At 62.9% G+C, this 12,742-nt stretch carries 10 protein-coding genes; 1 reads left to right on the top strand and 9 read right to left on the bottom strand.

From position 1 onward, the window contains the following. On the bottom strand, positions 1-3,300 hold the full coding sequence (locus L286_RS40835; protein ID WP_021223794.1) for a TM0106 family RecB-like putative nuclease: 3,300 nt from the start codon (positions 3,298-3,300) through the stop codon (positions 1-3). Between the two features lie 105 nt (positions 3,301-3,405). Here L286_RS40835 and L286_RS40840 point away from each other — a divergent pair, with 105 nt between their 5' ends. Then, on the top strand, positions 3,406-4,389 hold the full coding sequence (locus L286_RS40840) for a helix-turn-helix transcriptional regulator (RefSeq protein WP_021223795.1): 984 nt from the start codon (positions 3,406-3,408) through the stop codon (positions 4,387-4,389). 36 nt (positions 4,390-4,425) lie between these two features. On the opposite strand, the gene L286_RS40845 is transcribed toward L286_RS40840, so the two are convergent. Genes L286_RS40845 through L286_RS40875 form a run of 8 tightly spaced genes read right to left on the bottom strand, consistent with a single transcriptional unit; the run spans position 4,426 to position 12,586 of the window. Continuing rightward, positions 4,426-5,259 (bottom strand): DUF3883 domain-containing protein, encoded by an 834-nt coding sequence (locus L286_RS40845; RefSeq protein WP_021223796.1) that lies wholly within the window; start codon positions 5,257-5,259, stop codon positions 4,426-4,428. A 3-nt stretch (positions 5,260-5,262) separates the two neighbouring features. Then, on the bottom strand, positions 5,263-5,955 hold the full coding sequence (locus L286_RS40850; protein WP_021223797.1) for a HEPN domain-containing protein: 693 nt from the start codon (positions 5,953-5,955) through the stop codon (positions 5,263-5,265). Between the two features lie 45 nt (positions 5,956-6,000). After that, complete coding sequence (locus L286_RS0124925) at positions 6,001-6,864, bottom strand: LPD7 domain-containing protein (RefSeq protein WP_031293477.1); 864 nt, start codon at positions 6,862-6,864, stop codon at positions 6,001-6,003. Continuing rightward, positions 6,854-8,815 (bottom strand): type IV secretory system conjugative DNA transfer family protein, encoded by a 1,962-nt coding sequence (locus L286_RS40855; protein WP_021223799.1) that lies wholly within the window; start codon positions 8,813-8,815, stop codon positions 6,854-6,856. The genes L286_RS0124925 and L286_RS40855 overlap by 11 nt, the downstream gene beginning before the upstream one ends. Then, positions 8,799-9,803: a P-type DNA transfer ATPase VirB11 gene (gene virB11 / locus L286_RS40860; RefSeq protein WP_021223800.1), complete on the bottom strand. Its 1,005-nt coding sequence runs from the start codon at positions 9,801-9,803 to the stop codon at positions 8,799-8,801. Before virB11 ends, L286_RS40855 begins: the two co-directional genes overlap by 17 nt. Before the next feature lie 3 nt (positions 9,804-9,806). Beyond that, a complete protein-coding gene (gene virB10, locus L286_RS40865) occupies positions 9,807-11,030 on the bottom strand; it encodes a type IV secretion system protein VirB10 (protein WP_031293478.1) in 1,224 nt (407 codons plus the stop codon). 3 nt (positions 11,031-11,033) lie between these two features. Continuing rightward, positions 11,034-11,891 (bottom strand): P-type conjugative transfer protein VirB9, encoded by an 858-nt coding sequence (virB9, locus tag L286_RS40870; protein ID WP_021223802.1) that lies wholly within the window; start codon positions 11,889-11,891, stop codon positions 11,034-11,036. Further along, entirely contained in the window at positions 11,888-12,586 is a 699-nt protein-coding gene (locus L286_RS40875; RefSeq protein ID WP_031293480.1) for a virB8 family protein, read from the bottom strand. Before L286_RS40875 ends, virB9 begins: the two co-directional genes overlap by 4 nt. Positions 12,587-12,742 lie beyond the last annotated feature (156 nt).

Consider the following 12,742-nt stretch of genomic DNA (forward strand, 5'->3'; position numbering starts at 1 on the left):
TCAAGATCCCGTATTGGGGGGCGCAGAAAGCAGCGGAAGGGCACAGAGCGTGTTGACGAGCCGCATCTGCTCGATGCTGCTGCAGTGGGCCTCGCGCAAGCGGTCGCTGCCAAAAACAAGCGCGAGCGCTTTGGCGCGTGAAACCGCGACATTGATGCGGTTGAGCGAAAAGAGAAACTCCATGCCGCGGGCGGTCTCGTCGGCCGAGGAAGCCGTCATGGAGACCAGGCATATAGGGGCTTCCTGGCCCTGGAACTTGTCGACCGTGCCGACGCGGATGCTGCTCGGCAGCCCTGCCCGCAGCGCGTTGACCTGTGCATTATAGGGGGCGACGACGATGATGTCGCCGGGGCCGATAGGGCGCGTGGCGCCGTTCTTGTCGGTCCAGCTCCCTTGCAGCAGATCCTCGACCGCCGCTCCGATCGCGGCGACCTCCTCAGCGGCAATCTGCGCATTGCCTTCATGGACAACCGGCACCCAATATGCGCCGGCCGATGGCCAGGCTGTGCCGGTCAGGCGCTGGCGTTCGGTATCGCTATGGCTGGCGAGGCGTCCTTCGTAGACCTGGTTTGAAATGAAGTCGCAAACCGCGGGATGCATCCGCCGGGTCTCGGCAAGGAATATGCCCCGATCGGGCGGGACGGTGGCATGCTCGCCCAGCATCCACTCCAGGCATGACAGGTTGGCGGGCGCAGGATGTGCGCCCTGGATGACCTGAGGCAGCTGGCGCGGGTCGCCGACCAGCACGATATTGCGCGCGGCACGCCCCATAGCGACCATGTTGGCGAGGCCCACTTGCCCCGCCTCATCGACAAACAACCAATCGAAGCCCTGCAGATTCTCATCGCGCGCAAAGAAGAAGGCCGTACCGCCCACCACATTTGCGCGGGCGAGGATCAAGTCGTCATTGGCGGCGGCGCGGTGAACGGGACAATCGCTGGCATAGCCATCGTCGCCGCCGGAAACTTTGTGGGCGAACGAGACAGGAAAAGTGCCGCCTTCTTCCTCGCGCGCCCGCAGGCAGCCGAGCAGGACATTGCGGATCGCTTCATGGCTGTTCGAGGCGACGGCGACCCGATGTCCTGCTTTGACCAGCGCCAGGATCACCCGGGCCGTGACGTGCGTTTTGCCCGTGCCCGGCGGTCCCTGGATCGGGAGCAATGTCCGGTCCATGGCTTGCGCAGCGGCCATGGCGCCCGCCACCGGTTCCCCACCACCGAGAATGTCGCCGGCGATGCCGTTCAGACGTGGGGCGGCGCCCGACAGCAGATCATCGACGGCACGATAACGCCGCGGCCCGCATTGGTCCTCGATGACGTCGCGCACCGCTGCGGCCAACACCTTGGTATCGAGCGGCCAATCCGGATGCAGGGTCAGCCGATCGGTGAGGAGTTCGGCCCTCGCCACGCCGACCTTCAGGGTAATCGTGCATGCATTGCGATCCAGCGCCTCAATCGCAACAGTTGACGGCGGCCCATCAATCCCGGGCACAGTAGCCTTGCCGCCTTCGCGCAATTTGGTTTCCTGAGACGGAAAGCGATAGGTGCGCATCACCGAGCGCTTGATGGGTTCGATCCCAGATATCGCCTCGAGCCCCGCCAAGGCGTCGAGATCGTCGACAAGCTCTTCCTCATCGCGCGCCGCGCTGTCGAAAACCGTCCACTGGGCAGGCTTGGCTTCACGCTTGTGGAACAGCCCCAGGTTGAACAGCAATTCCTGACGCTCTGGGGCCAGAGTGGATGCGGCCAGGCGATCGCGCAGCGCCGTCGTTTCCTCGTCCTCGACGGCCTCCTGCTCGGCCGCGTCTTGTGCAAGCACGGGCCAGGGACCATCGGGCCGGATGCCCACTAGCCAATCGCGCAGAAGCTGGGTCGACTGGCAATCGATCCGATTATAGTCCTCGATCTCGTCGAGGATTTGCTGATCGCCCGTCTCGCGCCAATTTTCATAAGCAACGACCGATCCGCCTGCTGTCTTGACCTCGCCCTCGCGCTTCAAGCCATAAAAGGCCTCCAGCGCCTTGATGGAGTAGCTCGGTTCGGAAGCAATGAGCGCGCCGCGCACGACCGCATAGAGGTCAACAAAGCGGCGTTCGCGCATGAGGCGGTCGAGAAAGGCCTCACCGATACCATAGCGCGTGGTGAGACGCCGCAAAGCAGTGATCTCATACGGCGCATAATGATAGATACGGGCCTGCGGATAAGCCGTGAGCCGATCGCGAAAAAAAGCAAGCAGCCGTTCGAGCGCTTGCGCTTCGGCAGCATGGTCGTGGGCCCAGAAGGCATGGAAACTACCATCGGCCCACACGCCGTGCAGATACTCAAGGCCTCCCTCATAATGGGGGTCGCCCTCGATATCATAGAAGAGATCGCCCGCCTGCGGCCGAGGGAGCAGGTCAAAGCCTTTGCCTGCCTGTACCGGGCGCAACTCGAAGGCGGGTTCGCCGGTTTTGCGCGCGTGCTGCAATCGTGCTTGGCCGACAAGCTTCTCCGCTGTTGCACTCGCAACGCCGCGCACCGAGCCGTCATGCCGTGCCAGCGCGGCCATAGTTTCGATGCCGGACGCCTCGAGCTTCTTCACTTGGCCGCGGGTAATATTGGCGACCTGGAACAAGCTGTCCTGGCTGGTGAGGACAGCGTCGCAATGATCGGCCCATCGGCACAGCGAACAATCCGCGCAGGGAATCGGCCGCGTCGGTTGGGGCGACGCAACAAAGGCCTCGAGCTTCGCCCGCGCACCGCGCGCATAATGGGCATAGTCGGCCAAACGCAGCGTCGCGCGCGCCCCATTGCCGAGCTGCACATGCGCATGCTCCGGCATCACGCCCTGGATCTCTGCCAAAAGGTCGGAATAGAGCACGAGCTGCAGCACATGCTTGGGGTGGGCTTTGCGCTTGAGCTTGGTGTCGGTCACTTCATAGCTGAACGGCCCCAGCAAGGATGGCCGTTCGACCCGCTCGAGAAAATCGGACCAGCCACCCCACCGCTCGGCCAGAAAAGCCCCTTGGAAGATGATCTGCGAGCCCTTCGCCAGGGCAACTCGCGTCTCGTCCGCGTTCTGGGCAAGGTCCCCACGCGCGATCTCGACCACGCCATGGCCCGCGTCCTTCAGAGTCGCCAAATGGGCGGCCTCATGAGCATCGCCCTGTTTCTGAAGCAGCGCGGCATCCTCGGTATCTTCCCGGGGGGTGAGCGGCTCGCCGCGCATATAGGCAAGATCGAGCGCCGTCGCATGCGCGCAGCCGACGAACCGCATCAGGTCCGTCGCTGAAAACAGGATGGTGCTCCCGATCGTCCTCACTTGGCCCCCTTCGATTTGCCCTGCGCCCCCACGAGGGAATCACCTCGACAGGCGTTACCCTGATCCTTAGCATGCGAGGGTGTCAATCTGTGACATGGACATACAATGACTTTCGCCAAGGCTAACGATCTCCTGCGCCTCGCCCAGCTCGCCGCCTCACGGCGCTTGGGCATCAGCCTTGAGGAAATCTCTCAGGAGTTCGGCATTTCGCACCGAACGGCGCAGCGCATGACCAGCGCGCTGGAGGACAATTTCGCAAATGTCGTTGTCGTGGAAGATGACGATCGCCGCCGGCGCTGGCGCATCCAAAGTCCCATCCCCGAGCGGCTGCAACCGCGCCAGGAAAACACCATCGAGGCGCTAGAAATCGCAGCCCGCGCGGCCCGTGACGAGAACCGGCTTCGCCACGCCCGCGCGCTGGAAGATCTAAGAGACAGCCTGATCACGCGCCTCTCCCCGCGCGACGCGCTGCGCTCGGAAGCCGATGCGGAGGCGGTGCTATCGGCTTTGGGCCAAGTGGCGCGGCCAGGCCCGAAGGTCGCGATGAGACCTGAGGTCACCGACGTTCTGATCGAGGCGCTGCGCGGACCGTTCAAGATGCGCATTGTCTATGGCGACACCGACGCAGAAACCCGGACGGTCGAGCCGCATGGGCTCTTGCTGGGATTGCGGAGCTATCTCGTTGCGCGCCAGGCTGATCGAGGCGAGAATCTCCGCCATTTTCGCCTGGACCGCATTCACAGCGCCGAATGTCTCGATGAGAGTTTTCCCATCCAGTCCGGCTTTTCCTTGAACGATCATGCGGCGCAGGCCTTCGGCGCCTATCAGGACCCCGCCCAATATGGTGAGGTCGTCTGGCGTTTTCTTCCCGAAGCAGCTCCGCGCGCGGCGGAATTCCAGTTCCATCCCAACCAATCGGCCGAATATCGGGACGACGGCAGTCTGATTGTTCGGTTCAAGGCCGCAGGCTGGCTGGAAATGGCCTGGCATCTCTATCAGTGGGGCGACAAGGTCGAGGTGCTGGAACCGGCGGGGTTGCGGGCGCTGGTCGAGGGTCATGCGCGTTCGGACTTCCCGGCCTTGCCCTGATTGATCGATTTGTGTCGCCCTCGGTGGCGGCGGGTTTCAGTTGAGTTCGGCGAGGAAGCTGGTCGCCGTTAATTGTGCGTGATCGCTCAAAGGCGGGCGAAGCGTGAAGGCACTCGGCGCACGGGCGAAATTCCACAGCCGCATGAGGCACCATTCCTCGCGCCTCGTATCGGCGACGGCCAGCTCATTGCGAGAGATATGAAAGGGCGTGCGCTCCCATCCGTTGGTGGTTTTGACCTCGATCAGCTTCTCGCGCCCGTCCGTTTCAAAGCTCCGGATATCAAAGCCAAAACCATCGCCATCCTGCAAAGATGTCCAGCGGACTTTGTCCGCGAGATCGTCGCGGCCCGCGGCAGATAAATGACGGCGCTCGTGATGCAGCACACATTCTTCACCCGCCTTGCCAAGCGCCCGGTTGCGCGCGTCGCGCTCGGCGACATCATATTTGCGGCCGATCGCGGCCATGAACGCTGGATCGATCGGCGACGGTTCGTTGCGCACCGTCGGCGGCGGCCCGATCCGCAGTGATCCTTGCGCTTCCGGTACGTTCAGGGCAGCTCTTGAGAGCGTGTCGGGAGCCAGCCATTCGGGCCGCGCCTCCAACCACCGCAGGACGCCATCGACCAGCGCATTCTGGAAATTGGCGGCCGGCTTGTAGCCCTCGATCCAAGGCTGACCGAGGCCGAGCAAGACCGCGCTGATGTTCTGATGCTTGAACTCGATTGAGCCCTTGCTACGGTCGATCACGGCTTGAAGATTGCGGTTTCGCGCCGCTTTATCGAAGGAGCGACCAACCAGCTCGTCGGTGAGCATGGCGAAATAGTCGGCGACGATGTGATCAATTTCCTGATCGGACCAGACTTCCGCCACAGCCTATTTCACCACCGGGTAGTTCGGCATTGGCCAATCATGCCCGGCATTGTCCATCATGAGATCGATGAAGATCGGCAGCAAGCAGCCGAGCAGCGCGGCGCCATCCCTGACCTGGGCGCGATTGACGTCGCTGTTCCATGTCGAGCCACCATGCACCAGTTGGTTCCGCAGCACATAAAGCCGGTCGAACAGGATCGAGAGAATCCTGGCCGTGTCGTGATCGCGCAATGCGGCGCCTATCGCGCCGCGAGATCGCTCCAATTTTTCTGCCCAATCCGCATAGCCAGGCGCTCCATTATGATGCTGCCAAAAGGGATGGAAGACATAGCGGTTTGCGAGAAGCACCCGGATTTCCTGAGGGAAGCGCTGCCAGACCATGTCGTAGATGCGATGTTTGCCATCAAAGCCCACAAGGGTTGCGAAAAAGGCCTGGAACAATCCCCGCTCACCCTCGGGGATACCAATCACCCGCGATGCTTCAACGTCGCCGGCATAGGCCGCGTTGAAGCCGATCCAGAGCAGGATGAAACGTACATCCTCATCGGCCTGCTCGGCCTCGGCACGGCGCAGCCACGACAGCGCGCGATGCACCCTGAGCGTCAGCGGCTCCGGAAAATCGCCACGCAGCTCGCGCTGCTTGGCCTTCAAGATCTCATGGTGCAGCGGGCTGCCGGGCGGATAGCGATAGGCCATGACCGATATGGTAAAGCCTTGCTGGTCAGGCTCAATCCCTCTCGATCAACGGCCTCGAGATCGTTGCAGCGGCGCTCGTTCCTTGCCGGGTTCCTGCCGGTTCCGGCCTGACGGCTCAACCGCCCGGACCGAGGTGTCCCGCACCTTGGCTGCCTGAAACTGCCGACCTGCCTGCAGATGCGTTTGCACCTTGTCGTTTGCCACCTTCATTACCCTGGCAACGGCATCGGGATTGTCGAACAAGGCCGCGCGCACCACCGTCTCAATCACGCGAAGCTGGCTCTGGGCCGCCCGCGCATTCTTCACCCGGCTTTGCTCCGACGATGTTTGCCTAGAAGCCTCATCAGCCTGGTGTCGATCGCGACTGGGTTCGCGCGATGCTGGCGCCGTGACGGCGGGGGCAATGCTGTTGCGACTAGCATCGCGCCGGACTCGATCCAGCTCCTGTAAATCCCGTTCGCTCGGCCGATATCCCCGCACTTCCAAACCTTGGCGACTGGCTTCGAGCCAAGCCGCCCTTCGGAACGTATCGCTGCCGGTAACATGGACGTGCGACCACCCGCGATGGCGAGCGATGGCAACGAGATCGCGCACAACCTCGTCGCTCTCGCTGGAGGTGATGAGCCGTCTGCCCTGGTCACGGAACGCCGGTTCCTTAGCTTGCGCACTCGTGAAATATGCGGGCTCGCCCGACCATTTGCTCGTCGTGGAGAAATAGCGTTTTCGCAAGGCATCGGGAATGTCACCAGGCGACGCCGCTTGGAGGACGGACGGATCAATCGACTTCCCCTTCTTGGTTGCTTCGGGCGACGATTGCGCCGCATTCCTCGGCCTGGCTCCCGAGTCCTGCGCAATCGTATTGCTACGCTTGCCCGTACCACGTGGCGTCAGAGGTTTTTCAGCGGCCATGATCTGCCCTTTCCTGGATGAGGGGTGAAGATGACGCCCCTTCCGTCTGCACGAGCGCCCGCTCGATCATCGATGACACGAAAGCGATGGCCGCTGCCTCATCGCCGGGCGGCGGCAAGTCGGTCAGGTCGCCCAGGACCAGCATGTCATCGGTAATCTTAGCCGCGCCCGCCAGTTCACCATCGGTCATTTCCCGCATCTTGGTCTCCTCCAGCAAGGCCCCGCCCGTGCTCTTCGCCGTTGGTCCCTCCGCGTCATTGTAAGGGGACACCACCTGATGCTTGCCTGGGGGCAGAACAGTTGGGGACGCAGCAGCGGGGATAGGCCGCGACGGCAGAATAGGCGGCGACAAAACGCGCCGTGTGAAGCGCGGCATTCGATAAAAGGCGATCTTCCTACCACGAACCGGCGCGATCCCGCCGCGCAGCAACAAGAGCTCGGTCTTGGGCATTTGCATCAGCTCCTGCGGCAGCAGGAGGGCGCGGCGCTGATCGGATTCCGACACGCTGCGATTGGCCAACAGCCCATGAATCGTTCGGCTGCGCGATTTTACATTCATCGTGAAGAAGCCGAGCCGCTCTGAAAGCTCGTTCGCGACCTTCAGCTCCTTGGGCGTGAACACCACCTCAAGCCCGCAATTGGCGATGATTTCGTCGGTAACATCGGGACCATAAATGGCCCGCAGCTGCGCCCGGCTCTGGATCACCGGCAGCAGGCGCAAGCCGTATCCAGCGACATAGGAAAAGCCATCCGCGATGACCGAGGCCTTCCCCAGCCTTGCGAATTCATCGAGCAGGATCAGGACTGGGACATTGCTGGCAGCGTCGGGCAAATCGCGCGTGTTGAGATCCACCAGCTGCTGCAGAAAGAGGCTGTAAACCGGCGCGATCCGGTCGATATTGTCAGGCGAGACACCGAGATAGATCGACATGTGCCGCGCCCGGACTTCGCGAAGGTCGAAATCGCTTGCCGAGGTCGCGGCATCGACCACGGGGTTGAGCCAGAGATTGAGCCGCGCCGTGATCGTCTGCTTGATCCCCGAAAAGGTGTTGTCCGAAGCCGAGGCGAAATCCTGGATTGCCGAGACGCATGCCTGACTTAGGCGCTGTCCCGCCCCCCTCGCCTCTTCCAGGGCCTTGGGAAGATCGCTCTTGGGATCCCCAGTGGTCAGCCGTCGATAGATCTCGCCGATCGTGAAGGGCATGCCAGGATTGGCAGCAACGAGCGCGCCGACGCCGATGAAGGCCGCCCGCGCCGCTTCGGCCCAAAACGGGTCCGATCGTTCCGGCGCGGGGAAGAGCATGACTGCGATTTTCTGAAGCTCGTTGACGACTTCGGTGTCATCGGCTCGCCGGATATGCGCCAGGGGATTGTACCGTGCCGTCCGCCCTTCAGGGTCCAACGGATCGAAGAGGTAAACCGATTGACCGGCACGTTGGCGATAACCGGCGCTGGTACTCCAATTCTCCCGCTTCACATCGAGCACGACGACCGAATCCGGCCAGGTCAGCAGATTGGGGATGACAACACCGACGCCCTTCCCGGCGCGCGTCGGCGCTTCGAGCAGGACATGCTCGTTTCCGCCGAAAATGAGGAAACGCCCTGCTTTGCGTCCAACGACAATGCCAGACGGGGCACGCAGCCCCTCGCGTCGGATTTCGCCCTCGCGCGCAAACCGAGCCCTGCCGTGCAAGGATGGGCCTCGCCGCAGGATCGTGAGGACAAGAAGCGCGATTACGGCGGCGCCGGCCATCGCACCCCGCTTGATCCAATCCCCGAGCAGCGGATCACCACGATAATACCAGAGCCAGGCCGGCAGAGTGCCGAGATCGATATTAGGTCCGATCTGCCCGAGTCCGAACAAGGCAACGAACAGGGTAATGACAGCCCACAACAGAATTGCGCCGATCACGCACAGGCCAATCGCCCAGGGACTACGCTGCGCCAGCATCGCCCATCCTCGGCTCGAAATAGATCTCGTCGACCTCAAACCGCCCGCCGTGACGGCGTGTCTGCACAACGACGTCGACGAGCATGCGAAGGAGTCCGCGAATATCGTCGCGGGCGAGATCGCGGCCGCCTTCCGATTCCTTGACGAGCAACGTCAGCTGTTCGAACGCGCCGGCGGGTGAACCGGCGTGGACGGTCGTGATCGATCCGGGATGCCCGGAATTGACGTTCCTCAGATAGAAGAATGCGGTGCCGTCACGCAGCTCCTGGAGCAGGATGCGGTCGGGCCGCATGCGCAGCGCGCTTTCGAGCAGCTGCTTGGCGCCAACCTTGGCCAGGCCCTGACCCTCGCTCGAATAGACCATATGGACAACGTTGCGATGAGGCACGACCAGCTCACGCGTATCTTCGATGGTGAGCAACCGCTCCTCCGGCGGGATGAGCTGAATGAGTGCCTTGGCAAGAGTGGTCTTTCCCGAACCCGTGGCGCCGCTGACCAGAATGTTCTTGCGTGCCGGAACGGCGACCTTGAAGAATTCCGGCCAGTCGCCCGCGTCGCGCAGCGACACTAACCGCGCATCGACATCGGTGAGCCCTTTGGCGCTAGCACGTGTCGTGCGGAAAAGCCCGGCGCCGGCCAGTTGGTCAATCGGCAGGGTCACGGTCGACGGCTTGCGGATCGTGAAGGAAGGACAACCGCTTGGGGTGACCGACGGTATGACGATCTGGCAGCGCTCTCCACCCGGCAGGACCGTCGAACAGATCGGGGACTGACCATCGATGTCCTGGTGCGTGAAGCTCGCCGCAGCAACGGCGAGCGTCCCTAGCCAGTCGCTGTCCAGCTCCGGCATCTGCTGCCAGCGCCATCCTTCTCGATCCTCGATCCCCGCTTCCCCCGGTCGATTGACCACCAGCTCCGTGACATCATCCGGCTCCAGGAGCGGCAGGAGCGGCGCGAGATAGTGACGGAGGACGGCGGTATCGCGCATGGCTTACCGCCGCAGTTCCAGATTGTAGACATCGGCGAAGTTGAAATCCTTGGCGACGAAGATGCCGACCTCCTCACCCTGATTCTTCTTCAGGACCGGCCGGATATTGATATTGTTCTGCAGAGCGATCGCCGCGCCTTCGCTGGGCGCCCGCGTTACATTGTTGAAATTGCCGTTGCCGCTGGAGGCCGCCTGTCCGGCGATATAGGCGGCATCATCGACCAGCGAGAAGAGCAGGGCGCCGCCAAAACGCGCCCAGAAGAAGCTGTCGACCGCGCCTGCAAGCCCGGCTCGGCCGAGTGCATCGGAGCCAGGCGAGGCAAGATCGATCCGCACGCCCTGGGGCGTTACCGCTCGCGTCCAGAGGACGAACAGGCGATTTTGTCCTTGCTGGATGCCGCCGCGATATTCGCCGAGAACGCGCGTGCCCTTTTCCATGAGTACGACCCGGCCATTCTCGGAATAAACGTCCCGCGGAATCAGGCAGGACGTGTAACCGGGCTGCGCGGAATTGATGGCGGTTTGCAGGATACAGGGGATCAATGTGCCCGCCGTAATCAGAAAGTTGCGGTTCGGCAGCATCGAGGCCCGCGCTTCCCCGACCGACGAGCTTTGCCGCAGAAGATCGAGCGCGTTGGGTGCCCTGCCCTCGCCGCTCTCTGGCGATCCGGCAACGTTGTCAGGCGCTTCGCCGACGGCCCCTGCAGCTGTGGGCGCGCCAGCCTCGCCGCCGAGATCGCGACCTCCATAGGCAATCAGTGTGGACCGCCGCGCCTGCTCGGCAAGCGTTGGCCGAGGGGCGCTGGTTCTGCTCGGTGACGCGCCCGGCTGCATGGCGGGGACAATTTGGCCTTCGGGGCCGGGAACGCCAGCGGCTGGATTGAGCACCGGCGCGTTGGTGTCCGCGCCGGCTGCCCCGAGCGGCCGGCGTTGAGGGGCGACCGCGGCATAATCGACTGTTTCCCGGGCGACGATATCGGGGCGTTCCCGCGCTGCGCCTGCCGGCGCGGTGAGGTCGCGAGACGAGGCTTGCTTGCCCGTGCCGGAATTCACCCAAAGAATGCCCAGGACCATCGCCGTGCCGGCGAAGATCAACGCCGTGTTGCGCCGCGCAGGCGTCATGCCGCCGATCGGCTCGATTCCACGCTCGTGAAGAATTTCTTGCCTTTCGGGCGTTGGATCGGCACCGGGCAGCGGGCGCACAATAGGGGACGGTTCATCGGCCATGGTTCATTCCTGCGGATGGGTGATGGTGCGCTCGACGTGAGGCGATCCGGTATTTGTTCCATGATCGACGCCATAAGGTTCGGGCGCCTGGTTATAGATGCACAGCACCTCGCCGCCCCGGCGCAGGCGCAGTTGGCGCGCCACCAAATGAACGACGACGAATTCGTCGCGAACGTCGAACGGAACCAGCGTTTCGGACCCGTCTGGCCTCACCAGATAAATGGCAGGAACTTCCCGGTTCGCCGGAAACCGCAGCACTGTGAATTGGCCATTGTCGGAGACTTCCGACGGCTGCAGCTCGCTCGAGCCCTGGACCTTGTAATTCATGTTGCGCGGACCCTCGATCACCGCATGATCGAGGGCACCGCGTACAGCCTGGGCCTCCAGTGCAGCCGCTTGCATCGCGATCTGTGCTGCTCTCAGGCGTTCCGACCGCGCCGCGTCGTCCCTTGGATAGCGGAAGCGCACCTGGAAATAAGCGTGGCCGTTGCGGCCGGTGATCGGCCCATTGCGCGCGGTCAATTCGAAGGCATAGCTGCGCAATACGCCACCGCGGGACGTCGTGACGATGAGGTTGGTCGGTCCAGCCCGCTCGCGTGGCTTGAGGAACAAGATGTGCCCGGCCACCGCGACCTCCCAGGAGACGGTGTCGCCCAGCGCGACGTGCTGGATCGTCTCGTCCTCACTGAGGACAATCTGGGTTGCCGTCCGAAAGGTGCCGACGACGCGATAAACCTGGGTTTCCTCGTAATCCACGAACTTGACGCGAGGGTCGGACGGGCCGCCCCTCGGCACCTCAACCGCATGGCCCGCAGATATGGGTGCGAGCGCCAAGATGATCGCGGCAGCGAGCGCCCTCATCGGATCACCTCCGGGTCGGAGCGGTAATTTTCGACCTGGAAGCCGAGCGGGTTCCGATAGCGGTCACCTTCGGCCATCGGCGCATTGGCATAGGCGAATGTGACCGTGGCGATCCAATCGCTGCTCTGCGTATCCGTCTCGGTCTGGACGATCCGTGTGAATCGCACATTGGCGACCCGATCATTGATGAAGGCGATGTTGCGCACCCGCGCCTGCACGACCGCGTTTTTCCCCCAGGCGTTCTGGGGACTGGTGGCATTGTTATTGCTGAAGAAGCGTGCCCAGCGCTGCTGCTCCGTAGGCTGCGACAGGATCGTCACAAAGCGGAAATTCTCCTCGGCCGCCGCCGGTATCCAGCTTTCGCGTGTGCGGACATATTGCGCGAGGAAGTATTTGGTGACCGCCTCATCATAGCGCATCGGCCGCTGGGTCAGCGCCGTCTGGACATCCACCGCGCCCGTCGTCTGATTGACCCGAATGACATAGGGCACGACGGTCTTGAGCGGGGCCAGCGCGGCGACAGCAAAAATGGATGCGGCCGCAAGGATCGAGGTTACCGTCGCCACGGTCCAAGCAATACGTGTCGATCGCAATGCCGATCGAACCCTGTCCTGGTCCCAGCTTCGCGCTTCCTGGAAATAGCGTTTGAGCCCGGAAGTAGGCACCGCCTCCGCGTCATCGTCAGCAACTCGCATAACGAATGTCCTTTGGCGCAAAGGAAACCTTGTCGTCCGGAGGCGCTGGCACTGCGGGCGGAGGCGGTGGATCGCCCACCTGCGGATGAGACAAGGGAGGAATGGGCGGTGCGGGGCGCGGCGCTGTAGTCGCCCGCACCGGCGATCCGGGCAGAA

The organism is Sphingobium sp. HDIP04 (assembly GCF_000445085.1).
Taxonomy (GTDB): domain Bacteria; phylum Pseudomonadota; class Alphaproteobacteria; order Sphingomonadales; family Sphingomonadaceae; genus Sphingobium; species Sphingobium indicum.

What these genes read in the sequence shown, in the direction of transcription:
- L286_RS40850 (WP_021223797.1), bottom strand. Translation starts at nt 5,955, where the DNA reads ATGGCCTATCGCTATCCGCCCGGCAGCCCGCTGCACCATGAGATCTTG.
- L286_RS40840 (WP_021223795.1), top strand. Translation starts at nt 3,406, where the DNA reads ATGACTTTCGCCAAGGCTAACGATCTCCTGCGCCTCGCCCAGCTCGCC.
- L286_RS40875 (WP_031293480.1), bottom strand. Translation starts at nt 12,586, where the DNA reads ATGCGAGTTGCTGACGATGACGCGGAGGCGGTGCCTACTTCCGGGCTC.
- L286_RS0124925 (WP_031293477.1), bottom strand. Translation starts at nt 6,864, where the DNA reads ATGGCCGCTGAAAAACCTCTGACGCCACGTGGTACGGGCAAGCGTAGC.
- virB11 (WP_021223800.1), bottom strand. Translation starts at nt 9,803, where the DNA reads ATGCGCGATACCGCCGTCCTCCGTCACTATCTCGCGCCGCTCCTGCCG.
- virB9 (WP_021223802.1), bottom strand. Translation starts at nt 11,891, where the DNA reads ATGAGGGCGCTCGCTGCCGCGATCATCTTGGCGCTCGCACCCATATCT.
- L286_RS40855 (WP_021223799.1), bottom strand. Translation starts at nt 8,815, where the DNA reads ATGCTGGCGCAGCGTAGTCCCTGGGCGATTGGCCTGTGCGTGATCGGC.
- virB10 (WP_031293478.1), bottom strand. Translation starts at nt 11,030, where the DNA reads ATGGCCGATGAACCGTCCCCTATTGTGCGCCCGCTGCCCGGTGCCGAT.